Source organism: Caulobacter mirabilis, from assembly GCF_002749615.1.
In the GTDB taxonomy this organism is placed as follows: domain Bacteria; phylum Pseudomonadota; class Alphaproteobacteria; order Caulobacterales; family Caulobacteraceae; genus Caulobacter; species Caulobacter mirabilis.
This window is the reverse complement of sequence record NZ_CP024201.1, coordinates 125189-148944: the sequence shown is the minus strand read 5'-3', so window position 1 is coordinate 148944 and position 23756 is coordinate 125189. Positions and strand designations below refer to the sequence as shown.

Below are 23756 nucleotides of genomic sequence, written 5' to 3'. Positions count from 1 at the left end.
CTTTCGAGCGGCGGCCCCCGGGTCGCCGCTTTTTGTTTGGGTTTGAGAATGCGCGCTAGGACGGCGGAAGACGCCCGACTGCTCGAACTGCTGGATCCGGTGGCCGACGCCGCCGGCTACGAGATCGTCCGCCTTCGTCTGATGGCGGGTAAGGAAAGCCGTCGCCTTCAGATCATGGCCGAGACGCCGGAAGGCGACATGACCGTCGAAGGCTGCGCCATCCTCTCGCGCGCCATTTCCGAGGTGATGGACGCCGCCGACCCGATCGCCGGCGAATACACTCTGGAAGTCTCCAGCCCCGGCATCGACCGGCCGCTGACCCGCCTGAAGGACTTCGACACCTGGGAAGGGTTCGAAGCCCGCATCGAGCTGGATCGCCTGGCCGAGAACCGCAAGCGCTTCCGCGGCGAGCTCGCCGGAACGGAAGACGGCCAAGTCGGGATCAACGTCGAGGGCGAGGACGAGACCACCCTCTACATTCCGTTTGACTGGATCCTCGAGGCCAAGCTGGTCCTCAACGATCGCCTGATGAAACACGGAGCGGACGAACGCGCCGCCCGCATCCAATCCGAAGAAGAGTAGGACCGACCCATGGCCACCGGCATTTCCGCCAACCGGCTCGAACTCCTGCAGATCGCTGACGCGGTCGCCCGCGAAAAGGGCATCGAGAAGGAGATCGTGATCGCCTCCATCGAGGAAGCGATCCAGAAGGCCGCCCGCAGCCGCTACGGCGCCGAGCACGATATCCGCGTGCACATCGACGCGCGCACCGGCGAAACCACCATCAAGCGCTTCATCGAAGTCGTGCCGGACGACGCCGAGCTGGACGAAACCACGCTGGGCAAGATCCGCCTGAGCGACGCCAAGGCCCTCGACCGCGACGCCTTCGTCGGCCAGGTGACCGAGGAGGAGCTGCCGCCGTTCGAGTTCGGTCGCGTGCAGACCCAGATGGCCCGCCAGGTGGTGACCGGAAAGGTCCGCGAAGCCGAGCGCGAGCGTCAGTACGAAGAATACAAGGATCGCGTCGGCGAGATCGTCAACGGCACGGTCAAGCGCGTCGAATACGGCAACGTCATCGTCGACCTGGGCCGCGGCGAAGGCATCATGCGCCGCGACCAGTCGATCCCGCGCGAGAACTTCAACATCAGCGACCGGATCCGCTGCTACATCTACGACGTCCGCCGCGAGACCAAAGGCCCGCAGATCATGCTGAGCCGCGCCCACGGCGGCTTCATGGCCAAGCTGTTCGCGCAGGAAGTGCCGGAAGTCTACGACGGCGTCATCGAGATCCGCGCCGTGGCCCGCGACCCGGGCAGCCGCGCCAAGATGGCCGTGATGTCCAACGACAGCTCGATCGACCCGGTCGGCGCCTGCGTCGGCATGCGCGGTTCGCGGGTGCAGGCGGTCGTGGCCGAGCTGCAGGGCGAGAAGATCGACATCATCCAGTGGAACCCGGACGAGGCGACCTTCATCGTCAACGCCCTGGCCCCGGCCGAAGTCTCCAAGGTCGTCATGGACGAGGAAGACGAGCGCGTCGAAGTGGTGGTGCCGGACGAGCAGCTGTCGCTGGCCATCGGCCGCCGCGGCCAGAACGTCCGCCTCGCCTCGCAGCTGACCGGCTGGCAGATCGACATCATGACCGAGTCCCAGGAGAGCGAGCGCCGTCAGCGCCAGTTCGCCGAGACCACCGCCCTGTTCCAGGAGGCCCTGGACGTCGACGAAGTCATCGCCCAGCTGCTGGCCACCGAAGGCTTCGTGTCGGTCGAGGACGTCGCCTACGTCGAGCCGCATGAGATCGCGGCCATCGAAGGCTTCGACGAGGACACCGCCGACGAGCTGCAGACCCGCGCCCGCGAGTTCCTGGAGAAGGAAGCCGCCGAGCAGGACGCCAAGCGCCGCGAGCTGGGCGTCGAGGACGCCGTGCTGGAGATCGAGGGCGTCACCCTGCCGATGGCCGTGGCCCTGGGCGAGGGAGACGTGAAGTCCGTCGAGGATCTCGCCGGCCTGATCCCGGACGATCTGCGCGGCTGGTTCGAGACCAAGGACGGCGAGCGCGTGCGCGAACCGGGCATCCTGGAGTCCTTCAACCTGTCGCCGGATGACGCCGAGACCCTGATCATGCGCGCCCGTGTGGTGATGGGTTGGGTCGAGGCCCCGCCGGAGCCGGAGTATGTCGAGGACGCGTTCGAGGGCGAGGCCGAGGACGGCATCGACAACCCCGAGGACTACGACCTGGCCGTTGCGGAAGGCGAGGCGCGAGACGCCTAAGGGCGTCTTTCGCGAGGGCGGTTTCAGATGAACGCCCCTCCGACCCTTACCCCCAGGACCCACGGGGAAGCCTCACGCCAGCGCCGGGACATCGTCTCGGGGCAGGTGATGAGCGAAGACCAGCTGATCCGGTTCGTCGCCGGACCGGACGGCTCGGTCACGCCTGACCTGGCGCGCAAGCTGCCGGGCCGGGGCCTGTGGGTGGCCGCCGACCGCGCCAGCGTGGAGACGGCGGTCAAGAAGGGGCTCTTCTCCCGCTCCGCCAAGGCCAAGCTCTCGGCCGCTCCGGACCTGCCCGATCTGGTCGAAAGCCTGCTGAAAAAGCGGCTTCTCGACGGCCTGGGCCTTGCGCGGCGCGGCGGAGACCTTACCTCGGGCTTTGAAAAGGTCCTGGCCGCGGTCCGCGGCGGCAAGGCGGCCTGGCTGGTCGAGGCGTCCGACGGCGCCGCAGACGGCCGCCGCAAGCTTCTGTCGGCGACCCGGACGTCCCCTTCGCCCCCGCGCCTGTTCGGCGTTTTCTCCTCGGAGGAATTGGGTTTGGCCTTGGGGGGCGAGAATGTGATACACACCGCGTTCCTTGCGGGGCGAGCCTCCCAGAGCTGGTCGTCGGACGCCCAGAAGCTGTCGGGCTTTCGTCCGCTTCTCCCCGAGAGTTGGCGCGAGGATACGTAACGGGCCGGGCGGGACCGCCACGGTCCCTTCGCGGTTTGGACTAAAGACGTTTGAAGCCGGATCCGCCGGCTGTGAGTTAAGCGAGACGCATGAGCGACGAGAACGACAACGGCCGGCCGAACACCTCCAGGCCCTCCCTCACCCTGAAGCCGCGCGCGGGTTCGGTGAGCGCGGGCGTGGTCAAGCAAAGCTTCAGCCACGGCCGGTCGAAGACGGTGGTGGTCGAGACGAAACGCGCTCGCACGCATGCGCCGGGCGGCTCGACCAATCTGGCCGGTCCCTCGAACGCCGAGAAGCGGTCGACCTTCGAGCCGCGCCGGGACGCCCCGCGTCCGGCGTCGTCCGGGCCGATCGATCCCTCGGGCAACCTGTCGCCGGAAGAGATGCGCGCGCGTCAGAGCGCCATCAACGCCGCGCGCGAGGCTCAGGAGCGCCAGGCCGCGCAGCAGCGCGCCGCGGCTGACGAAGCCGCGCGCCGTCAGGCGGCCGAACAGGCCGCCGCCCGCGCCGCAGCCGCCGCCGCGGAAGCCGCCAAGGCTCCCGCGCCCGCCCCGGCTCCTGCGCCGACGCCCGCTCCCGCCGCTCCGGCTCAGCCCGTGCAACCGACCGCTCAGGCGCCGTCTCCGGCTCCGCAGCCCTCGGCTCCGGCTCAGCCCCAGGCCGCCGCGACGAACCAGACCCGCACCTACGAGCCGTCTCGCGAGCGCCGCGACGACCGCCCGACCACCACCACCTACCGCCCGGACCGTCCTCAGGGCGGCGACCGCGGGGACCGGCCGCAAGGGGGCAACCCCTACGGCCAGCGCGCCCCGCGCGAAGGCGGCGGCGGCAATCCCTATGGCCAGCGCGCGCCGCGTCCGCAGGGCGATCGTCCGCCCCGTCCCCACGGCGACCGGCCGCACGGCGACCGTCCCCAAGGCGATCGTCCGCAGGGCGACCGCCCTGGCTATCAAGGCGCCCGTCCGCCGCGCGACGGCGATCGTCCGCAGGGTGATCGTCCGCAACGCGCCGGCGGCGAGACCGTCCGCTACTCGGCCCTGGCCCCGAAGCCCGCGCCGCGCACCGGCGACCGCCCCGGCGGTCCGCGCGGTCCGCGCCCGGGTCAGCCCGCCGCCCCGGCGACGCCCGAGATCCAGCGCGCCACCCGCTCGGCTCCGCGCCCCGGCGGCGCGCTGCTCGACCGCCGTCCGGACGAGGATGACGATCGCCGCAAGGGCGCCGCGCCCGGCAAGGCCGTCTCGCGCACCAAGGGCGAACCCAAGCGCCGCGAAGGTCGCCTGACCATCCAGGTGCTGGCCGGCGATGACGAGGGCGCCGCCGAGCGCATGCGCTCGCTGGCCTCGGTCCGCCGCGCCCGCGAACGCGAGAAGGAAAAGCGCCGCGGCGGGGCTGAACAGGCCCGCGTCGCCCGCGAAGTCGTCATTCCGGACGTCATCACCGTGCAGGAGCTGTCCAACCGGATGGCCGTCCGCGGCGTCGACATCATCAAGTTCCTGATGCGTCAGGGCGTGATGCTGAAGATCAACGACGTCATCGACAACGACACCGCTGAGCTGGTGGCCACCGAATTCGGCCACACCGTGCGTCGCGTTTCCGACGCCGACGTCGAAGAAGGCTTCCTGGCCGCCGACGACCACGACGATCACCTGGAAGTCCGCCCGCCGGTCGTGACCATCATGGGCCACGTCGACCACGGCAAGACCTCGCTGCTGGACGCCCTGCGCTCCACCGACGTGGTCAAGGGCGAAGCCGGCGGCATCACCCAGCACATCGGCGCCTATCAGGTTCGCCTGCAGGACGGCGGTCGGATCACCTTCCTCGACACCCCGGGCCACGCGGCGTTCAGCGCCATGCGCGCCCGCGGCGCCAACATCACCGACATCGTGGTGCTGGTGGTGGCGGCCGACGACGGCGTGAAGCCGCAGACGGCGGAAGCGATCCAGCACGCCAAGGCGGCGGGCGTTCCGATCATCGTGGCGATCAACAAGATCGACAAGCCGGGCGCCGACTCCACCCGCGTGATCAACGAGCTGCTCCAGCACGAGCTGGTCGCGGAAAGCCTGGGCGGCGACATCCAGACGGTCGAGGTCTCGGCCAAGGAGAAGCTGGGCCTGGACGAGCTCATCGAGCGCATCCAGCTGCAGGCCGAACTCATGGACCTGAAGGCCAACCCCGACCGTACGGCCGAGGGCGTGGTCATCGAAGCCAAGCTGGACAAGGGCCGCGGCGCCGTCGCCACCGTCCTGGTCAAGCGCGGCACCCTGAAGCGCGGCGACATCGTCGTGGCCGGGGCCCAATTCGGCCGCGTCCGCGCCCTGCTGAACGAGCGCGACGAGCAGCTGACCGAAGCCGGTCCCTCGACCCCGGTCGAGATCCTCGGCCTCGACGGCGCGCCGTCGCCGGGCGACGCCTTCGCCGTCGTCGAGAACGACGCCCGCGCCCGTGAGCTGACCGACTACCGCCAGCGCGTGAAGCGCGACAAGGCGGCCGTCGGCGGCGCCGCGGCCGGCGTGTCGCTGACCGACATGATGGCCAAGCTCTCGGCCAAGAAGGTCAGCGAGCTGCCGCTGGTCATCAAGGGCGACGTGCAGGGTTCGGTCGAAGCCATCGTCGGCTCGCTGGACAAGCTGGCCACCGACGAGGTCCGCGCGCGGATCATCCTGTCCGGCGCCGGCGCGATCAGCGAAAGCGACGTCCAGCTGGCCAAGGGCGCCGGCGCGCCGATCATCGGCTTCAACGTCCGGGCCTCGGCCCAGGCGCGGGCCATGGCCGAGCGCGAAGGCGTCGAGATCCGCTACTACTCGATCATCTACGACCTGATCGACGACATCAAAGGCGTGCTCTCGGGCATGCTGGCGCCGATCCAGCGCGAAACCTTCCTGGGCAACGCCGAAGTCCTGCAGGTCTTCGACATCTCCAAGGTCGGCAAGATCGCCGGTTCGCGCGTCACCGAGGGCGTGGTCCGCAAGGGCGCCAAGGTCCGGATCGTGCGCGACGGCGTCGTGGTCCTGGAACTGGGCACTCTGCAGACGCTCAAGCGCTTCAAGGACGAGGTCAACGAGGTCAACGCCGGCCAGGAATGCGGCATGCACTTCGCCGGCTTCCAGGACATCCGCGAGGGCGACACGATCGAGTGCTTCACCGTCGAGGAAGTGAAGCGCAGCCTGTAGGGCTCAGCTTCCGTCCAAACGAAAAGGGCGCCGGAGGAAACTCCGGCGCCTTTTTTCTTGTTCCGATCGTCCCGGCGAAGGCCAGGACCCAGCTTGGCCGCGACGCCTACTGGTTGAGCGTCTCATAAAGATCGAGCCAGTCGGGATTGCTCTCTTCGATCAGCCGAAGTTTCCAGGATCGTCGCCACTCCTTCATGCGCCGCTCCAGGTCTTTGGCCGCTTCCCGCGTATCGCAGACCCGACACCAGACCAGAATTCCGACACCATATCGGCTGGTGAAGCCCGGCCTGAGCTTCTCCCGATGTTCCCAGACCCGTCGCGCGAGGTTATCAGTGGACCCGATGTAAAGCGTCCCGTTCCGCCGACTGGCGACGATGTAGACGTGGAAGGACACCCTCAGAACAATACACGAACAGCCTGTCCGATAAATCCGATTGCCCCGACGAAGGTCGAGGCCCAGACTCCGCCGAAAGGTTCGGGCTGACTCTGGGTCCCGGCCTTCGCCGGGACACGCGGATGTGGGGGCAACAACCGTGAAGAAGATCACTCGGAAACACCTGCTGACCGCCGTCGTCGGCGGCGGCGTCGCCGGACCTCTGGACCTGCTGGCGGCCTCGGCGCAGTTCAACGCGCCGCTGGACATCGTCTGCAAGTCGGTCGCCAGCGGCTGGATCGGACGCGAGGCGGCCATGGCCGGCGGCCTGCCCGTCGTGCTGCTGGGCTTCTTCTCCGATCTCTTCATTTCCATCGTCGCGGCGGGCGTCTATGTCGTGGCGACGCCGGAGAGGGAGATTCAGCGGCCTTGGCTCAATGGAACGCTCTTCGGCCTGGCGATGTTTACCGTCATGCGGTTCATCATCACGCCGCTGTCGGCCGCGCCGCGCAACCCGATGCCGCCCATGGTCCTCGCCGAGAGCCTTCTGGTGCACGCCTTCCTGTTCGGACTGCCGATCGCCCTGATCGCGGCCTGGATGCTGCGTCCCAAGGATGTCGGGGCGTGAGACGGGCGGGGGCCATCGTCGCGCTGGCGACCCTGCTGGCCGCCTGCTCCACCACCGACCAGCCCCGGCGCGTCGCCTTGCAGGACAACTGTCGCTCGGCGCATCCAGCCGTCTTCTCGACCCGGATCAGCACCCGCAGCGCCGAGCTGCGGAGCCTGACCGGACAGCTCAAACCGCCCGACCGCGCCGTGCGGATGGCCCGCGGCGGCTTCGCCACCCTGTCCTGCAAGCCGGCCGGCGGCCGTCTGGCGGCATGCCGGCTTCTGTCCGAGACGCCAGCCGACATGGGCTTCGCCCGGTCGGCTCTGGCCCATGCTCCGCTGGTGGTCTACCCGGACGACGACGTCCGCGACCGGGTCGAGGTCACCTTCCGGTTCGATGTGGTCGCGCCGGGCGAAGGCCTGATCTGTTCGTAACCCGCCGCATTTCCGCCGTCCGGCCGCGCCATCGGAGTGTCCCATGATCCGCAAGCTCGCGACCCTGGCCCTCGCGGCCCTGACCCTGACGGCCTGCGCGACGGCCACGCGCTACGACGCCGCCGGCGACGTGCATTCGCTGCTGGTCGCCATCCGCGACAACGATCGCCAGGCCTTCGACCGCCACGTCGACCGGGACGCGCTGAAGCGCTCGCTGGACGCCCGCCTGTCGCGCGAGGCCGGCCGGGCCAACATGGACGACGGCTGGCGCGCGGCCGCGGCCCTGCTCGGCCCGTCGCTGGCCGACCTGGCGGGCGAGGCGCTGATCCGGCCCGAGGTGTTCCGCGCCGCCGCCGCCTACTACGGCTACACCGCCGACCAGCCGCTGCCGAACCGTATCGCCATCAGCGGCGCGTTGCGCTACATGCCGGACGGACGCGTTTGCGCGACCAAGAAGAAAGAGGGGCCCTGCCTGCTCGTCTTCACCCAAGAGGACGGGGTCTGGAAACTGTCGGGGTTCGAGGGGGATCTTTCCGACTTGCGCGGCAAACGCCGCTAGAGGCCGTCATGTCGAGTTCCGTTCGTTTCGCCGCCGTCGCCGCCTGCGGGCTGGCGCTGTTCGCGGCGGGCGCCGCCCACGCCGAGACCAAGCGGATGGTCACCTATGATTCCGAGTCCGCCGAAGCCCGGCGGCTGACGGGCGCGGGGCTGACCTTCGTGTTCACCAAGTCCATGCTGGGCCGCACCCGCGTGCTGGCCGTCCGGGCCACGGCGGTGCCGGTGGGCGTCCTGCCCCGGCCGCTGGACGACGGCGCGATGGTCCGCAAGCTGGACGACCTGATGGGCGAGGATCGCGGCTCCGGCAGCCTCTATTCGATCGACCCCGCCGCCCAGGAGGGCAAGGTCATGATCCAGGCCTTCTGCCCGGGCGCCCAGGAAGGCTGGCTGGCCGTCGGCCCCTTCGTCCACGCCCGCGAACTGCGCGTCCACGCCTTCGGCGCCGACGCCGGCGGCGAGCCCCGCCTCTGCTCGGTGATGGACTTCAGCTGGCGCGGCGAGTGGCGCATGCCCAACCCCAACGCCTCCGACATCACCGCGCGGGTCATGTCGCCCGACTACGTCCGCCGTCCCGGCAGCTGAACACGGGTCTTCCACTGGGGCTCGCCGGCAGCCTAACCTGTCGGCGGGAGGGCCCAGCATGGTCAGCACAGCCGACGCCGACGTTCTGAGGGACTACGATCGGTTCGATTTCACCGACGGACCCTGGACCCGCCCGGTCTACCGGCGCGGCGCGGGACCGGCGGTGATCATCATGCACGAGATCCCCGGCCTGCATCCGCTGGTCGTACGCTATGCCGACGGCGTGGCGGCGGCCGGGTTCACCGTCTATCTGCCCAGCCTGTTCGGCGCGCCGGGCAAGACGATCTCCAACGGCTATGTGCTGCAGCAGATGTTCATGAACGTCTGCATCCGCCGCGAATTCAACGTCTGGGCCAACGGCCGCTCCTCGCCGATCGTCGACTGGCTGCGCGCCCTCGCCCGCAAGGCCCACGCCGACTGCGGCGGACCGGGCGTCGGCGCCCTGGGCATGTGCTTCACCGGCGGCTTCGCCCTGGCGATGATGACCGAGCCCTCGGTGGTCGCCCCGGTGCTCAGCCAGCCCTCGATGCCGATCGGCCGCGGCCATGAACGCGCCATCGACTGCTCGGCGGCGGAGTTCTCCTGCGTGAAGCGGCGGCTGGTCGATGAGGACCTCAGCGTCCTGGGCCTGGCCTTCCACGGCGACCGCTTCGTCCCGCCGGGCCGGTTCGAAATGCTGAAGGAGGAGCTGGGCGACCGCTTCGAGGCCTGGCAGCTTCGCCAGGAGGACGGCCAGCAGGGCACCGGCGTGCCCAGCCACTCGGTGCTGACCATCCACCTCGCGAACAGCGGCCCCACCCGCGAAGCCGAGGCCCGCACGATCAGCTTCTTCAAGCAGCGGCTGGGAACATGAGTGGAGATGAAGAGAATCGCTCTTTCTGGGGCGAAAAGATCCCCGGCCCCGCACCAAACATCGCCAGGCTGATAGGGCTCGGCTATGTCGGCGCGGTTCTCGTGATCTCCCGCGGAGCCGAATGGGCTTGGTGGCTTCTGATCTTTTCCATCTTCCCGGTTCTCCTGGCCGCCTCCTATTTTGGGGGTTGGTTGGCGGGTCGTCTACGACGGCGCAATCACTAGCTCTTCACCGGCGTCTTCGGCCCCCACGGCGTGATCGCGATCGAGCCGGCGGTCACCACGCCCATGGTGACCATGCCCAGCGCCACCAGCAGGAACAGAGTCCAGGACGGCGCGCCGGTCTTCACCAGGACCAGGCCGCCGACGGCGACCAGGACCAGCCGCACCGTGCCCGCCAGCAACGGCCCGCCGATCTTCCCCGCGCCCTGGGCCGAGAAGTAGAGCGCCAGCGACAGGCCGAAGAAGACGAACACCGGCCCGGCGAAATGCAGGTACAGCGACGCGGCCGCCGCCACGCCGGCGTCGTGGGTGAAGATCGACACCCACAGGCCCGGGACCAGCGCCAGGAACAGGCCCAGCACGCCCAGCCCAGCCGCGGCCATTCCGCCGGCCGTCCACGCGACCCTGCGGGCTCGCGCCACGTCGCCGGCCCCGATCGCCAGCCCGACCATGGGCAGGGAGGCGATGCCGACCGAGAAGGCGATCGGCACCAGCAGGAACTCCAGCCGCGATCCGATGCCGTAGCCGGCCAGGGTCTCGGTCCCGAACCGGGCGGCGATCGCGGTGATGATCAGGATCGTAGCCACCGTCTGGATCGGCGACAGCAAGGCCGGCGCCCCGACCTTCAGGATATCGCCGAACAGCTCGCGTTTCAGGGGACCGCGCGCCGTCAGCCGGACCCGCGCCGTCGGCCTGCATAGCATCCAGAGCAGGACCAGGGTCACGATCGTGGCCGCCGTCGCCTGCCCCAGCCCGACCCCGACGATGCCCAGCTGCGGCGCCGGACCCCAGCCGAAGCACAGGGTCCCGCCGACCGCCACCTGCAGCGCCGCCCCTCCGAGGAAGGCCATCGAGGGGCCGACCATGTCGCCCGAGCCGCGCAGGATCGAGGCCAGCATGTTCTGCAGCCAGATGGCCGCGGCGAAGGAGAACACGATCGCCGAATAGATCACCGCCTGATGCAGGATCTCGCCCTGCCCGCCGAGCAGGCCGAACACCCCCCGGCCGAACAGGATCAGCACCAGGGTGAAGAACAGCCCGAACCCCAGCGCCAGGACGACGCTGTGCCGGGCCAGGGCCTCGGCCCGCGCCTGGTCGCCGGCGCCGAGCGCCCGGCTGACCGCCGAGGAGACGCCGCCGCCCATGGCCCCGGCGCTCATCATCCCCATCAGCATGATCAGCGGCAGCACCAGCGCCGCCGCCGCCAGCGGCTCGGCCCCCAGGCGGCCGATATAGGCGGTCTCGGCGATCGACACCGCCGTGGTCGCCAGCATGCCCAGCAGATTGGGCGCGGCCAGCTTCAGCAGCGTCGGCGCCACCGGCGCGGCGAGCAACGGATGCGGCGGGGCCGGGGCGTCCAGGGTGTCCTTCATATCCGTCCGCACGGGTTAGTTTCTAATCGATACGGATATTGGCAGAGCCGGCGGCCATCCGGCTACTCGTATTTCTGAAGGCGGGATCAGGGATGGATCCTCCCCTCTGGGGGAGCATCCTTCCACGAACCCTGGACATCCTTCTTCATGGAGCCTAGAAGCGCGCCCTTCGTTTTTCGACCTGTAGGGAGTTCGATCCTCCCGCGGGCCAGAGGGTGCATCATGTCACGCCATCAGAAGTCCCGGGGCCAGGCCGCTCCGGCCGGTCCTACCCAGCGGCAGCTGCGCGCGGGCGAACTGATCCGCCACGCCCTGGTCGAGACCCTGCGCGAGGAAGAGCTGCAGGATCCGGCGCTGCAGGGCGTGTCGGTCACGGTCTCGGAAGTCCGCATGAGCCCGGACCTCAAGCACGCCATCTGTTTCGTCGAGCCGCTCGGCGGCGAGCACGCCGACGAGGTGGTCAAGGCGCTGAACCGGGTCGCCCGCTTCCTGCGCGGACGCCTGGGCCGCCACATCGACATGAAGTTCACCCCCGACCTGAAGTTCATCCACGACGAGAGCTTCAACACCGCCGGCGAAATGGACCGCCTGTTCCTGGACCCCCGCGTCCAGCAGGACATCCGCCGCCTGAGCGACATCGTCGAGGACGAGGAAGACTGATGGGCCGCAAGAAGAAGGGCGATCCGGTCTCGGGCTGGGTCTGCCTCGACAAGCCCTACGACTTCGGCTCGACCCAGGCGGTGGGCAAGGTCCGCTGGCTGTTCAACGCCCAGAAGGCCGGCCACGCCGGCACCCTGGACCCGCTGGCCACCGGCGTGCTGCCGATCGCGCTCGGCGAGGCGACCAAGACCGTTCCGTTCATGATGGAGGCCGACAAGGCCTACCGCTTCACCATCGAATGGGGTCGCTCGACCGCCACGCTGGACCGCGAGGGAGAGACGACCGGGACCTCGGACGTGCGTCCGACCGTCGCGCAGGTCGAGGCCGCCCTGCCCGCCTTCGTGGGCGAGATCGAACAGGTCCCGCCGGCCTATTCGGCGATCAAGGTCGACGGCGAGCGCGCCTACGACCTGGCCCGCGCCGGCGAGACGGTGGAGCTGAAGTCGCGCAAGGTCATGGTCCATTCGGCCCGCGTCAGCGCCGCCCCGGACGCCGACCACGTCGAGATCGAGGTCGAATGCGGCAAGGGCACCTATGTCCGCGCCATCGTCCGCGACCTGGCCGCCGCCCTCGGCGCCGAAGCCCACGTCAGCGCCCTGCGCAGAACGCGGGTCGGTCCGTTCGGGGAGGATCGTGCGATTTCTCTGGAAAATCTGGAAGATATGAGCCATAAGGCCGCGCTTCCGGAGGTTCTGCTCCCGGTCGAGACCGCGCTGGACGACATCCCGGCGCTGGCCGTGACCGCGGAGGACGCCTTCCGGCTGGCGCAGGGACGACCCATCGTTCTCGTTCCCCGACAGGTCGAAACGCTCAAGGCCCGCCTCGCCGGCGGTTCGCGACTGGTTTCGGCGATGGAGGGAGACAGGCTGGTGGCCCTCGCCGAGATGCGTGCGGGAAAGCTCAATCCCGTCCGGGTCTTTCTTCAAGCCTGAGCGGAGACCACACGATGTCGATCACCATGGAGCGCAAAGCCGCGCTCATCGCCGAACACGGCCGCACCCCGGGCGACACGGGCAGCGCCGAAGTCCAGGTTGCGATCCTCTCCGAGCGCATCGCCAACCTGACCGAGCACTTCAAGTCGCACAAGAAGGACAACCACAGCCGTCGTGGCCTTCTGCTGATGGTTTCGCAGCGTCGCTCGCTGCTCGACCACCTGAAGAAGTCCGACGCCGCGCGCTACCAGAGCCTCATCGAGAAGCTCGGCCTGCGCCGCTAGTCGGTAGACCAAAGCGGGGCGAGACCTTCGGGTCTCGCCCTTCTGCTTATTCGCCGCCCGTTCCTCCAGGCTCTGGAACCGGCGGCGCGGCGTTCCCGAAACCGGGGACTCCAGAACGTACGCAGAGGGTTCAACGCGATCCTCACCGGGCCTGATCAATGGAGAGGATTTCGGAAACGACCCTGTCCGCCCCCGCCAGGGAATACGCCCGCGGGACACGAATGAAAGACACACCTGATATGTTCGATATCAAACGCAAGACCATCGAGTGGGGCGGCAAGACGCTGACCCTCGAAACCGGCCGCATCGCCCGTCAGGCCGACGGCGCCGTGCTGGCCACGATGGGCGAGACCGTCGTCCTGGCCACCGCCGTCTTCGCCAAGACGCAGAAGCCGGGCCAGGACTTCTTCCCCCTGACCGTCAACTACCAGGAGAAGACCTTCGCCGCGGGCAAGATCCCCGGCGGCTTCTTCAAGCGCGAAGGCCGTCCGTCGGAGAAAGAGACCCTGGTCTCCCGCCTGATCGACCGTCCGATCCGTCCGCTGTTCGTCAAGGGCTTCAAGAACGAAGTCCAGGTCGTCTGCACCGTGCTGCAGCATGACCTCGAGAACGATCCCGACATGCTGGCCATGGTCGCCGCCTCGGCCGCCCTGACCCTGTCGGGCGCTCCGTTCATGGGCCCGATCGGCGCCGCCCGCGTCGGCTACATCAACGGCGAATACGTTCTGAACCCGACCCTGGACGAGTCCAAGGAATCGAAGATGGACCTCGTCGTGGCCGGCACCGCCGACGCCGTGATGATGGTCGAGTCCGAGATCCAGGAACTCAACGAAGAGATCGTCCTGGGCGGCATCAAGTTCGCCCATGAAGGCATCCAGCCGGTGATCGACGCGATCATCGAACTGGCCGAGCACGCCGCCAAGGAGCCGTTCGACTTCACGCCGGAAGACACCGACGCGATCAAGGCTCAGATGAAGGCCCTGGTCGGCGCCGACATCGCCGCCGGCTACACCATCCAGAAGAAGCAGGACCGCTACGAAGCGATCGGCGCCGCCAAGAAGAAGGCCGTCGAGGCCCTCGGCAAGTCGGAAGCCAATCCGGAAGGCGTCGACCCGCTGAAGCTGGGCGGCGTGTTCAAGGAGCTGGAAGCGGACGTGGTCCGTCGCGGCATCCTGGACACCGGCAAGCGCATCGACGGCCGTGACGTCCGCACCGTGCGTCCGATCCTGGGCGAGGTCGGCATCCTGCCGCGCACCCACGGCTCGGCCCTGTTCACCCGCGGCGAGACGCAGGCCCTGGTGGTCGCGACCCTCGGCACCGGCGACGACGAGCAGTTCATCGACGCCCTGGAAGGCACCTACAAGGAATCCTTCCTGCTGCACTACAACTTCCCGCCCTACTCGGTGGGCGAGACGGGCCGCATGGGCTCGCCGGGCCGCCGCGAAATCGGCCACGGCAAGCTGGCCTGGCGCGCCATCCGCCCGATGCTGCCGACGAAGGAAGACTTCCCCTACACCATCCGCCTGGTCTCCGAGATCACCGAGTCGAACGGCTCGTCCTCGATGGCCACGGTCTGCGGTTCGTCGCTGGCCATGATGGACGCCGGCGTGCCGCTGGTCCGCCCGGTCTCGGGCATCGCCATGGGCCTGATCCTGGAATCGGACGGCTTCGCGGTTCTGTCGGACATCCTGGGCGACGAAGATCACCTGGGCGACATGGACTTCAAGGTGGCCGGCACCAGCGACGGCATCACCTCGCTGCAGATGGACATCAAGATCTCGGGCATCACCCTGGAGATCATGGAACAAGCCCTCGCGCAGGCGAAGGAAGGCCGTGATCACATCCTCGGCGAGATGAACAAGGCCATGGACGCGCCCCGCACCGAGCTGGGCGAGTTCGCGCCGAAGATCGAGACTATCAAGATCGCCGTGGACAAGATCCGCGAAGTGATCGGCTCGGGCGGCAAGGTGATCCGCGAGATCGTCGCCGAGACCGGCGCCAAGGTCGACATCGCCGACGACGGCACCATCAAGATCGCTGCCTCGGAACAGTCGAAGATCGACGCCGCCCGCGACTGGATCAAGTCGATCGCGAGCGAGCCGGAAATCGGCGCCATCTACAACGGCAAGGTCGTGAAGGTCGTCGACTTCGGCGCCTTCGTGAACTTCTTCGGCGCCAAGGACGGCCTCGTCCACGTCAGCCAGATCAGCAACGAACGCGTCGCCAAGCCGTCGGACGTGCTGAAGGAAGGCCAAATCGTGAAGGTGAAGCTCCTGGGCTTCGACGACCGCGGCAAGACCAAGCTGTCGATGAAGATCGTCGATCAGGAAACCGGCGAAGACCTTTCCAAGAAGGAAGGCGTCGAACCGGAAGACGCGGTGACCACCTAGGTCACGGCGTCAGCCTGCTGAATTGGAAGAGGCCGCTCCCGAGAGGGGGCGGCCTTTTTCGTTGGGGATCCGTCAGGCCGTGGTTTCCACCGGCAAGCCTAGTACGGCCTTCAGCCCAGCTAGCGCACGCTCCGGAAATGGCGCGCCGCCCCAAGCCTCCGCATACCCATCTGCGCCCAATGCGTCCCGGAGGCTCCGCGCCATGCGTTCGACGGCGAGGGCGAAGGCGTCGGGGTCACAGACCGCCTCGAACTCCAGATGTCCTTCAGTCTCGGGCGCATGCCGGGAGATGTCGGAAAAGCCGAAGATTCGAACGCGCAGGCCTGGCTCGACGCCCTTGAGGTCGTCCGACCAATGTCGTTCAAGTATCCAGCGCCATTCCCTGGGCTCGCCGTCAAAGCTGAGCGCCCCCGCGTGATGCCCCGCCGCTATCAAGGCGGCGACGCGGACGAGATCACCCAGAGCGTCGGTGCAGTAACTCACGCCGTTCATCTCAAGGACGCTCAAGCCGACCTCCAGACGGCAGTCAGCCCAACCTGCGCCCTGGAGTGCGAAGTCCACCTTCACCGCATCAGTCACCAAACGCCCCCCAAACCCCATGCCGAGATCATCGCCGGGCGTTCCGGGTTGCTCAAGGGCGCTTCGCGTCGCCGGAGGCGATGGGTCCGCAGGACCCACCCTTGACCAACCCGGAGCGTCCGGCACGCTGGCCTGCATGGGTTTTGGTGAACCGACCCATCCGGTCGGATGAGTGGGGACATGCTCCGGTGAAGCCGGTGCGTGTCCCCTGACTGCGCGCTCCGATCTTGGGGACACGCACCCTGCGGGAGCATGTCCCCGTCGGTTTCCGCGCTCCCTCCGTCATGGTCGGACTTGTTCCGACCACCCATGAACACCAGCGGTGGTGATGTCGCGGCGAGACGTCCGCCCCGCCACGCATGGGTCCTCGCGACAAGCGCGAGGATGATGGCGGTGGGGGATGTGCGTTGCATCCTTCGAGACGCGATCCTGAGGGATCGCTCCTCAGGATGACGAACTCCGAGTGCGTCATGGTGAGGAGCGAGCCTGGCGAGCGTCTCGAACCACGCAGGACATAACCGCACCGTCGACCACTGAGGTTCCCGGGGAAGCCCCCCTTGACCGCCCATCCCGCTCCGGCAAGCTGAGCCGCGACGGGAGGGGGACCCGATGCACCGGACGATCTCGACGACACTGGCCGCCATCACCACGCTGCTGCTCGCCGCGCCGGCGTTCGCCATTCCGCCGCCGCCGCCGACGCCCGCGCCGCCGGGCGTCGCCCTCTATCCGCTCGAGGACCTGACCCGGACTCCGCCGCCCGAGCTGGCCGCGCGCATGATGGCCGACGTCACCGGGCAGTTCGTCGAGTACCGGCCGAACGAACAGCGCTTCTACGGCCCCGCGATCCCTGCCGGGCCTCTGGGCCTGTGCCAGGCGCGGATCATGACGGCCCAGATCCAGCCGGACGGAGCCGACCCCCGCTACTACGTCAGCGACCTGCACCTCGGCTGGCGCTTCCGGCAGATGGCTCCGGGGACAGCCTGCGCCGACATTCCCAAGGGCGCCGCCTATTTCGACGCCCCGGACGTCGTCGTCGCCTATCGCGGGCTGGCCCTGTGGTCGCAAGTCCGGGCCGACCTTCTCTCCGGCCAGCGGCGTCTCGACTGGACCCTGGGCTGTAGCAAGGCGGCGCCGCGCTGCGATGTTCGCGACGTCCGCGCCAAGGCGCTCATGTTCGGCGACGAGGATATTCTCGCCATCCAGATGGTCTCGATCTCGCCGTTTGAGACCGGAAGGCCCTCGACCTACCGCATCCTGCTCCGGAACAGCGGCGCGGCCGAGGCCTTCACCCTCGTCACGCGCTTCGAGGGTTACCGCCCAGACGGACTTGCTCAACCGGTGGAAACCCTCAAGTCGGTCCGCCTCGGCTTCTGATCAGAGTAAGGGGACACGCACCGGCTTCACCGGAGCATGTCCCCTTACGACCTAGCAGCCCGGCGGCGGCAGGGTTGCGAAGTCGCGCTGGAAGGTCGCGTCGGCGAAGCCGCTGTAGATCCGCCACTGACCCTGCCGATCCCGCCACAGGAAGCTGGGCACGAAGGCGCCGAACCCCGCCGCCCTGGACAGGGCCCGGGCGTCGAGGGTCGCCGCCACCGCGGCGTTGAAGGCCGCCGTCGCTTCGTCGCTGTCCGCCGGGTCGAGCCCGCCCCGGTAGCGCCCCGCGAAGACCTGGACGATCAGGCTCGGGTCGCGCCGGAAGGCCGCCTCGGTGATGGTCTCCTTGCGCTCGCCGTCGACCGCCAGCAGCACGAGCTGGACGTCGTATCCCTGGCGCACGAGCCGCGGATAGGCCTGGGCCATGAACGCCCGTGAGTAGGGACAGGTCGTCGAGACCAGGGCGTAGACGGCGGCGCAGCCCCCCTTCCCCGGCCGCCCCGTCCAGGGCGCCTGCTGCAGCCGAGCCAGCAGTTGGCGATTGCGTACGGGCTGGCCGCCGACGGGGGCCGCCCCCGCCGTTGGGACGGCGGCCAGCCCGCCCAGCGCCACGCCCGCCGCGGCGAGCAGGAGCGTGCGCCGGTCCGGGGCGGGGACCCTCACGACCCCGCTCCCGGAACCACGACGGTCGCCAGCTGCTTGGCGGCCGTCCCGTAGGGATCGCTGTAGACGTCGAAGCCCACGACCTCGCCCTCGAGCACGCCGTAGCCCTGGGCCGGGCGGGCCGAGAGGATGCGAACGCGGGCGACGATGCGGGTGCGGTACTGGTCGCGGGCGCCCTTCAGCATCGCCTCGGCCCGGTCGGCCGGCATCGGCCAGACCCCGGCCTGGGCGCCGTTGCGGATCTTCAGCCGCACATGCTCGCCCAGGGCGCCGAAGGAGAAGAAGCGGCCGTCGCCGAAGTCCTCGATCACCACCCCGCCCCGCGCCGGATCATAGCGGCTCAGCTGGGTCACCACCGGGAGGGTCAGGCAGCGGATGCCGGCGACCGCGTCGAACTGGGCCTGCACGGCGGTCTTGGCCGTGGTCCAGGCGACCTCGGGATTTCCGGAGCTGTCGTACTGATGGAGCGATCGCTCCGCCCAAGCCTCCATGGGCGGCGGCGTTCCCAGGGTCCCGTGATAGATCATCACCATGTCCCCGTCCTCCAGATCGGGGCGGTACTCGTCGCACTTCACCCGCCTGGGCTCCGGCGGCTTGGGCGCTTCCTTTCGCTGGGCGACGGCCAGGGACGGCGCGGCGGTCCGGCCGGACGCGGCGACGGCGTTGTCGCCCTGATCGGCCTTGTTTCGGTCGCCGCAGCCGGCGAGGGCCAGCGCCGCCAGGCAGGCGGTCGCGGCCAGGGTCATGCGCATCGCGGGCATCAGAACTTCCCTCCTTCCGCGGTCTTGGATTGAGCCAGGGCCTGGCCGGCCAGCAGGGCGTCGCGTTCCTGTTCGAAGCGCTCGTTCTGGTAGGCCCAGAGGCCGGCGGGATCGAACACCGCCGTCTCGACCCGGTAGGCCAGGGCCGGGTTCTGGTCGGGGGTGACCCGGGCGACGACGGTCACGCCGCAGTCGGGACCGTAGTTCAGGGCCTGGTGGCCCGGGTCGACAGTGTTGGCGCACCGGCGCAGGCGCTCGCGGTCGAACGCCGGGATCGGCGTTCCATCCGGCTGGGCGGTCCAGACCATCTTCCCGCGATCCTCGACCACGGTCGGCTCGCCATACTTGGCCTTCAGCCCCGCGACCTGGCTCTCGACGGTGGGCTGTTCGCCCTTGGCGAAGGGCTGGGCCAGCCAGATGGCGTAGACCTTCTCCTGGCCCGGCATGCCGTCGGCGATGAAGCGCCAGACGGCGTCGGTCTTCTGCAACCCCCGGCCGGGATCCCTGTCGAAGATGTCCTGCTGCCGAAAGCGCGGACCGAAGGCTCCGTTGGCCACCGCGGCCATGGTGCGGATCTTCAGGCCCTGCTCCTGGCGGTCGAAATCGGCGCTTTCGGTCATCAGCACCGAGTCGAGCGGCCGGCCCTTCTCGCACTGGGCGTAGAGCAGCGCCGTGTCATAGCCGACCCCCAGCCGCAGGCCGCGGATGTCGTCGGCCCGCGCGCCCGACGGCCGGGCCGGCACGTCGAACTTTCGCGGGCAGTCGATGTCCAGCTTGCGGCCCCAGACGTCCATGGCCCCGGCGACCTTCTCGCCGGCTTCCAGCGGCCTCGGCTCGACGGCCTTGGCCTTTTCCTTGTCGCCGCAGGCGGCCAGCGCCAGGAGCGAAAGCCCCAACGCCCCGGCCGCGGCCGGCCGCATGGGGCGGCCTCCCATCTTCGAATGTTTCATGGTCCCAACCCACAAACCGCGCGACAGCCGCGCATCGAACGGGCCCACGGTCGGGCAGCGGCCGGCTCGAGTCCTGACGCCGACCTCAAGAACTTCTCAAGGCCGTGATCGGAGGGCTTTCATGCCCGTTGCGTCCTCGGGCCAGGCCGACATAGGGTTAACCGCGAAGCGTCCGGGGGGATCGCTCGCCGATCCGGCGTCCGGCCCCCTGTCGCGCTCATGGAGGGGGACATCATGAAATCGCTTACGCTCTGGGCTCGCGCCCTGGCGGCGGGATTCGCCGCGGCTGCTCTCGCCGGGGCCGCGCACGCCGCCACCTATATCGACACCGGCCTGTCGACCCTGAAGCCCGAGGATCGGGCCGTGGTCGCCAACCCGCAGCCGGTGCAGCTGCTCTTCACCTTCAAGACGGCCGGCGCGGCGAACGCCCGGGCGACCAAGGAACTGACCAAGAAGGTCACCGAGGTGGTCACCGCCAGCGGCGCCTTCTCGGAAGTCTCCGAAGCGCCGGTGGCCAACGGCGCCATCCTGTCGGTCACCATCGACAACCTCATCCAGGAAGGCGCGACCGGCAAAGGCTTCGTCACCGGCCTGACATTCGGTCTCAAGGGCACGATGGTCAGCGACGTCTATGTCTGCACGGTCGAGTACGTGACCGGCGCCGACGGCGCCAAGATCGCCAAGTCCGGCCGCCACGCCCTGCACACCACGATCGGCGTCACCCAGGCGCCGCCGAACGGCGTGAAGGCCAAGAACATCGTGGAAGCGGTCATGACCATGACCGACCAGCTGGTCTCCAACACCCTGAACGACGTCGCCAAGGACCCTGCCTTCACCGGCGTGACCGTCGACGCCGCGACCGCGCCGGCCCCCGCCACGCCCACGCCCACGCCGGCGCCGGCGCCGGCGGCCGAGCCGACCCCGTCGGGCGCGGAAGCCGGCTGATGCGCGTTCCGCTGCTCCTCGCCGCCGCCCTCTGCCTGGGCGCCGGCGGCTGCGCCATGGGACCGATGGCGGTCCAGGGCGCCACGCTCGACAACGTCCAGGCCGCCCGCGCGGCGACGCCCGCTCCGGTCGCCGTCGGCGCGTTCGTCCTGGCCGAAGGGCTTCCCAAGGCGATGGACCGATCGATCGCGATCCGCGCCGGATCGGTCACCGCGCCGGGCGGCGGATCGTTCGCGGGCTATCTGAAGACCACGCTCGAAACCGAGCTGACGGCCGCCGGCAAGCTCGACGCCGCGTCCGGAACGACGATCAGCGGCGAACTCACCCAGAGCAGCGTCGCCACGCCGCTGCCGATGAGCCGGGGACTCGTGGGGGCCCGCTTCCGCGTCACGCGGGACGGAAAGGTGCTGTACGAGAAGGAGCTGACCGCTTCGGACGAATGGGAATCGAACTTCATCGGCGCCGTCGCCATTCCCATGGCCATGGACCGCTATACGGCGCTCTACCCCAAGCTGGTCGGCGTCCTGCTGAACGATCCCGAGTTCCGGGCCGCTCTGAGGCGCCCCTGACCACGTCGGATCGCGGTCCAGAGTAAACGCCCCTTAACCCTCTCCGGTCCAAACATCGGGTTTGAATGACCTAGGGGGCGCGGATGGCGCGTGCGGCGAGACGAACCGGTCTGGAGATGGCGGCGGAACTGCTCGCCTGGGGCTGGTCGACGCCGTTCACCGCCAGGCTGCGCGGCGGGCTGATCGCCGCCGCCGGCGCGGCCCTGATCGCCGCCTTCGCCACCTGGAACTCGGCCGACCCGAGCCTGAACGTCGCCTCCGGCCTGCCCGCCACCAACGTCCTGGGCGGCCCGGGCGCGGTGCTGGCCGACGTCTTCGTGCAGTCGCTGGGCCTCGCCGGCTGGGGCCTGGCCCTGCTGATGGTGGTGTTCGGCCTGACCCGCGTCGCCGACGCCGATCCCGACGCCCATCGCCAGAAGACCCGACTGAGGGCGCTGGCCGGGACCCTGGGCGTGATGTTCCTGGCCGGCGCGATCGCCGCCCCGCCGCCGCCCGCCGCCTGGCCGCTGGCCCGGGGACTCGGCGGCTTCTGGGGCGATGCGCTGCTGAGCGGCCTAGGCGGTCTGATCGCCTTCGCCCACATCCCGGGCGCGACCTTCATCGCCGCCGTGATCCTGTTGGTCCTGGGCGGCGTCGGCCTGGCCTGGGCCATGGGCGCCACCCGGGCGAGCGCCGCCGCCCGCGCCGAGGGCGTGCTGGAAACCCTGCTGGCCCGCCGCCCGCAGGCCCAGGTCCGCCAGCCCGAACGCGCCGTCCAGCAACCGCGCGCCGAAGCTCCCAAGCCGGCCCCCCGCGCCGCCGCGCGACCCGAGCCTCGCCCGGCCTCGCAGCCTGAACCCGCCGGCGGCTACGACGCGGCGGACGACGATTTCGACGACGAAGCCGACGCGCCGGCGCCGACCCAGGACCGCGTCGCCGTCACCGGGCCCGCCATCCGGCCGCCCAAGGCCGCGCCCAAGGACAGCGGCCGTGAGGTGCGCGAGGCCCAGAAGACCTTCGACTTCGTCCAGCCCGGCGGCTTCGCCCTGCCCGAGTTGGCCATGCTGGCCAAGCCCAAGCCCCGCGTCGGCGGCTTCGACGAGGAGGCCCTGCGCCAGAACGCCCGCCTGCTGGAGAGCGTGCTGGCCGAGTTCGGCATCCGCGGGAACATCGACCAGATCCGCCCGGGTCCGGTGGTCACCCTGTACGAGCTGGTTCCCGCCCCCGGCGTGAAGCACGCCCGCGTCGTGGCGCTGTCGGACGACATCGCCCGCTCGATGGGCGTCGCCGCCTGCCGCGTGTCGGTGGTCCAGGGGCGCAACGCCATCGCGCTGGAACTACCCAACACCAAGCGTGAGACCGTCTATCTGCGCGACCTGCTGGCCAGCGCCGACTACGAGAAGTCGTCCCAGGTTCTGCCGATGGCGCTGGGCGAGACGATCGGCGGCGAGCCCTACATCGCGGACCTGGCCAAGATGCCCCACCTGCTGATCGCGGGTACGACGGGCTCGGGCAAGTCGGTCGGCGTCAACGCCATGATCCTGTCGATCCTGTACCGCCTGCCGCCCGAGCAGTGCCGGTTCATCATGATCGACCCGAAGATGCTGGAACTGAGCGTCTACGACGGCATCCCGCACCTGCTGGCGCCGGTCGTGACCGACTCCAAGAAGGCCATCGTCGCCTTGAAGTGGACGGTGCGCGAGATGGAGGACCGCTATCGCCGCATGGCCAAGATCGGCGTGCGCGGCATCTCGGCCTACAACGAACGCGCCCGCGAGGCGCAGGAGAAGGGCGAGCACTTCGAGCGGACCGTCCAGACCGGCTTCGACGAGAGCGGCCGCCCGATCTTCGAGAGCGAGAAGATCCGCCCCGACCCGATGCCCTATCTCGTAGTGGTGATCGACGAGGTGGCGGACCTGATGATGGTCGCCGGCAAGGACATCGAAGGCGCCGTCCAGCGCCTGGCCCAGATGGCCCGCGCCGCCGGCATCCACCTGATCATGGCCACTCAGCGCCCGTCGGTGGACGTCATCACCGGCACCATCAAGGCCAACTTCCCGACCCGGATCAGCTTCCAGGTCACCTCGCGCATCGACAGCCGAACCATCCTCGGCGAGCAGGGCGCCGAGCAGCTGCTGGGTCAGGGCGACATGCTCTACATGGCCGGCGGCTCCGGCGGCCGCCTGACCCGCCTGCACGGTCCGTTCGTGGCCGACGAGGAGGTGGCTTCGGTCGCCAAATTCCTGCGCGATCAGGGCCAGCCGCAGTACCTCGACGAGGTCACCGCCGGCGGCGACGACGAGGACGGCGGCGGCGACCTGGGCCTGGCGGGCGGCGAGGAGGGCGAGAACAGCCTCTACGACCGCGCCGTGGCCGTGGTCACCCGCGACGGCAAGGCCTCGACCAGCTACATCCAGCGCCGGCTGCAGATCGGCTACAACCGCGCCGCTTCGCTGATCGAACGGATGGAGCAGGAAGGCGTCGTCAGCCCGGCCAACCACGCCGGCAAGCGCGAGATCCTGGCGCCGCCGCCTCCGTAGCGGCTATGGTCCGCCG

Annotated in this window: 23 protein-coding genes; 17 read left to right on the top strand and 6 right to left on the bottom strand. The window is 69.4% G+C overall.

Annotation, left to right across the window (positions count from 1 at the left end):
- The first annotated feature begins 48 nt into the window (after positions 1–48).
- The 4 genes from rimP to infB all read left to right on the top strand — a co-directional run bounded on the left by rimP (position 49) and on the right by infB (position 6110).
- Positions 49–582, top strand: a complete 534-nt coding sequence (gene rimP, locus CSW64_RS00780; protein ID WP_099620300.1) for a ribosome maturation factor RimP — start codon at positions 49–51, stop codon at positions 580–582.
- Between the two features lie 9 nt (positions 583–591).
- Complete coding sequence (gene nusA / locus CSW64_RS00775) at positions 592–2268, top strand: transcription termination factor NusA (protein ID WP_099620299.1); 1677 nt, start codon at positions 592–594, stop codon at positions 2266–2268.
- 27 nt (positions 2269–2295) lie between these two features.
- A complete protein-coding gene (locus CSW64_RS00770; protein WP_099620298.1) occupies positions 2296–2940 on the top strand; it encodes an RNA-binding protein in 645 nt (214 codons plus the stop codon).
- Positions 2941–3029: 89 nt separating this feature from the next.
- Positions 3030–6110, top strand: coding sequence for a translation initiation factor IF-2 (infB, locus tag CSW64_RS00765; RefSeq protein ID WP_099620297.1), 3081 nt, complete (start codon positions 3030–3032; stop codon positions 6108–6110).
- Positions 6111–6216: 106 nt separating this feature from the next.
- Here the strand turns inward: infB and CSW64_RS00760 are convergent, their stop codons facing one another.
- Entirely contained in the window at positions 6217–6504 is a 288-nt protein-coding gene (locus CSW64_RS00760; protein WP_099620296.1) for a GIY-YIG nuclease family protein, read from the bottom strand.
- 139 nt (positions 6505–6643) lie between these two features.
- Between CSW64_RS00760 and CSW64_RS00755 the strand changes: the two genes are divergently transcribed.
- From CSW64_RS00755 to CSW64_RS00735, 5 genes are read left to right on the top strand one after another with little or no spacing between them, the layout of a single operon-like run.
- A complete protein-coding gene (locus tag CSW64_RS00755; RefSeq protein ID WP_099620295.1) occupies positions 6644–7111 on the top strand; it encodes a hypothetical protein in 468 nt (155 codons plus the stop codon).
- Positions 7108–7527: a hypothetical protein gene (locus CSW64_RS00750; RefSeq protein WP_099620294.1), complete on the top strand. Its 420-nt coding sequence runs from the start codon at positions 7108–7110 to the stop codon at positions 7525–7527. Before CSW64_RS00755 ends, CSW64_RS00750 begins: the two co-directional genes overlap by 4 nt.
- A 43-nt stretch (positions 7528–7570) precedes the next feature.
- Positions 7571–8086, top strand: coding sequence for a DUF2939 domain-containing protein (locus CSW64_RS00745; RefSeq protein WP_099620293.1), 516 nt, complete (start codon positions 7571–7573; stop codon positions 8084–8086).
- Positions 8087–8094: 8 nt separating this feature from the next.
- A complete protein-coding gene (locus CSW64_RS00740) occupies positions 8095–8667 on the top strand; it encodes a hypothetical protein (protein WP_099620292.1) in 573 nt (190 codons plus the stop codon).
- Between the two features lie 58 nt (positions 8668–8725).
- Positions 8726–9520 (top strand): dienelactone hydrolase family protein, encoded by a 795-nt coding sequence (locus CSW64_RS00735; RefSeq protein WP_099620291.1) that lies wholly within the window; start codon positions 8726–8728, stop codon positions 9518–9520.
- A gap of 220 nt (positions 9521–9740) precedes the next feature.
- Here the strand turns inward: CSW64_RS00735 and CSW64_RS00730 are convergent, their stop codons facing one another.
- Positions 9741–11126 (bottom strand): MATE family efflux transporter, encoded by a 1386-nt coding sequence (locus CSW64_RS00730; protein ID WP_216361216.1) that lies wholly within the window; start codon positions 11124–11126, stop codon positions 9741–9743.
- A gap of 210 nt (positions 11127–11336) precedes the next feature.
- Here CSW64_RS00730 and rbfA point away from each other — a divergent pair, with 210 nt between their 5' ends.
- The 4 genes from rbfA to pnp all read left to right on the top strand — a co-directional run bounded on the left by rbfA (position 11337) and on the right by pnp (position 15380).
- Entirely contained in the window at positions 11337–11774 is a 438-nt protein-coding gene (gene rbfA / locus CSW64_RS00725; RefSeq protein ID WP_099620289.1) for a 30S ribosome-binding factor RbfA, read from the top strand.
- Entirely contained in the window at positions 11774–12706 is a 933-nt protein-coding gene (gene truB, locus CSW64_RS00720) for a tRNA pseudouridine(55) synthase TruB (RefSeq protein ID WP_099620288.1), read from the top strand. The genes rbfA and truB overlap by 1 nt, the downstream gene beginning before the upstream one ends.
- Positions 12707–12720: 14 nt before the next feature.
- Entirely contained in the window at positions 12721–12990 is a 270-nt protein-coding gene (rpsO, locus tag CSW64_RS00715; protein ID WP_099620287.1) for a 30S ribosomal protein S15, read from the top strand.
- 239 nt (positions 12991–13229) lie between these two features.
- Complete coding sequence (pnp, locus tag CSW64_RS00710) at positions 13230–15380, top strand: polyribonucleotide nucleotidyltransferase (RefSeq protein WP_099620286.1); 2151 nt, start codon at positions 13230–13232, stop codon at positions 15378–15380.
- 72 nt (positions 15381–15452) lie between these two features.
- Here the strand turns inward: pnp and CSW64_RS00705 are convergent, their stop codons facing one another.
- Positions 15453–15887 carry a hypothetical protein gene (locus CSW64_RS00705; protein WP_172448409.1) on the bottom strand — a complete coding sequence of 145 codons (435 nt, stop codon included), beginning with the start codon at positions 15885–15887 and terminating at the stop codon, positions 15453–15455.
- Between the two features lie 681 nt (positions 15888–16568).
- Between CSW64_RS00705 and CSW64_RS00700 the strand changes: the two genes are divergently transcribed.
- Positions 16569–17333, top strand: coding sequence for a hypothetical protein (locus CSW64_RS00700; protein ID WP_099620284.1), 765 nt, complete (start codon positions 16569–16571; stop codon positions 17331–17333).
- A gap of 51 nt (positions 17334–17384) precedes the next feature.
- Here CSW64_RS00700 and CSW64_RS00695 read toward each other — a convergent pair whose 3' ends face one another.
- Genes CSW64_RS00695 through CSW64_RS00685 form a run of 3 tightly spaced genes read right to left on the bottom strand, consistent with a single transcriptional unit; the run spans position 17385 to position 19677 of the window.
- Positions 17385–17996 (bottom strand): hypothetical protein, encoded by a 612-nt coding sequence (locus CSW64_RS00695; protein WP_099620283.1) that lies wholly within the window; start codon positions 17994–17996, stop codon positions 17385–17387.
- Entirely contained in the window at positions 17993–18757 is a 765-nt protein-coding gene (locus CSW64_RS00690; protein ID WP_099620282.1) for a hypothetical protein, read from the bottom strand. Before CSW64_RS00690 ends, CSW64_RS00695 begins: the two co-directional genes overlap by 4 nt.
- A complete protein-coding gene (locus tag CSW64_RS00685; RefSeq protein ID WP_099620281.1) occupies positions 18757–19677 on the bottom strand; it encodes a hypothetical protein in 921 nt (306 codons plus the stop codon). The genes CSW64_RS00690 and CSW64_RS00685 overlap by 1 nt, the downstream gene beginning before the upstream one ends.
- 264 nt (positions 19678–19941) lie before the next feature.
- On the opposite strand from CSW64_RS00685, the gene CSW64_RS00680 reads away from it, so the two are divergent.
- From CSW64_RS00680 to CSW64_RS00670, 3 genes are all read left to right on the top strand, one after another.
- Positions 19942–20652, top strand: a complete 711-nt coding sequence (locus CSW64_RS00680; protein WP_099620280.1) for a hypothetical protein — start codon at positions 19942–19944, stop codon at positions 20650–20652.
- On the top strand, positions 20652–21221 hold the full coding sequence (locus CSW64_RS00675) for a hypothetical protein (protein ID WP_099620279.1): 570 nt from the start codon (positions 20652–20654) through the stop codon (positions 21219–21221). Before CSW64_RS00680 ends, CSW64_RS00675 begins: the two co-directional genes overlap by 1 nt.
- 83 nt (positions 21222–21304) lie before the next feature.
- Positions 21305–23740 (top strand): FtsK/SpoIIIE family DNA translocase, encoded by a 2436-nt coding sequence (locus CSW64_RS00670; protein WP_099620278.1) that lies wholly within the window; start codon positions 21305–21307, stop codon positions 23738–23740.
- Positions 23741–23756: the final 16 nt, after the last annotated feature.

Coding starts and splice junctions, on each gene's coding strand:
- CSW64_RS00690 (WP_099620282.1), bottom strand. CDS start 18,757: ATGCCCGCGATGCGCATGACCCTGGCCGCGACCGCCTGCCTGGCGGCG.
- CSW64_RS00770 (WP_099620298.1), top strand. CDS start 2,296: ATGAACGCCCCTCCGACCCTTACCCCCAGGACCCACGGGGAAGCCTCA.
- nusA (WP_099620299.1), top strand. CDS start 592: ATGGCCACCGGCATTTCCGCCAACCGGCTCGAACTCCTGCAGATCGCT.
- truB (WP_099620288.1), top strand. CDS start 11,774: ATGGGCCGCAAGAAGAAGGGCGATCCGGTCTCGGGCTGGGTCTGCCTC.
- rimP (WP_099620300.1), top strand. CDS start 49: ATGCGCGCTAGGACGGCGGAAGACGCCCGACTGCTCGAACTGCTGGAT.
- CSW64_RS00700 (WP_099620284.1), top strand. CDS start 16,569: ATGCACCGGACGATCTCGACGACACTGGCCGCCATCACCACGCTGCTG.
- CSW64_RS00670 (WP_099620278.1), top strand. CDS start 21,305: ATGGCGCGTGCGGCGAGACGAACCGGTCTGGAGATGGCGGCGGAACTG.
- pnp (WP_099620286.1), top strand. CDS start 13,230: ATGTTCGATATCAAACGCAAGACCATCGAGTGGGGCGGCAAGACGCTG.
- CSW64_RS00685 (WP_099620281.1), bottom strand. CDS start 19,677: ATGCGGCCGGCCGCGGCCGGGGCGTTGGGGCTTTCGCTCCTGGCGCTG.
- infB (WP_099620297.1), top strand. CDS start 3,030: ATGAGCGACGAGAACGACAACGGCCGGCCGAACACCTCCAGGCCCTCC.
- CSW64_RS00675 (WP_099620279.1), top strand. CDS start 20,652: ATGCGCGTTCCGCTGCTCCTCGCCGCCGCCCTCTGCCTGGGCGCCGGC.
- CSW64_RS00680 (WP_099620280.1), top strand. CDS start 19,942: ATGAAATCGCTTACGCTCTGGGCTCGCGCCCTGGCGGCGGGATTCGCC.
- rpsO (WP_099620287.1), top strand. CDS start 12,721: ATGTCGATCACCATGGAGCGCAAAGCCGCGCTCATCGCCGAACACGGC.
- CSW64_RS00745 (WP_099620293.1), top strand. CDS start 7,571: ATGATCCGCAAGCTCGCGACCCTGGCCCTCGCGGCCCTGACCCTGACG.
- rbfA (WP_099620289.1), top strand. CDS start 11,337: ATGTCACGCCATCAGAAGTCCCGGGGCCAGGCCGCTCCGGCCGGTCCT.
- CSW64_RS00740 (WP_099620292.1), top strand. CDS start 8,095: ATGTCGAGTTCCGTTCGTTTCGCCGCCGTCGCCGCCTGCGGGCTGGCG.
- CSW64_RS00735 (WP_099620291.1), top strand. CDS start 8,726: ATGGTCAGCACAGCCGACGCCGACGTTCTGAGGGACTACGATCGGTTC.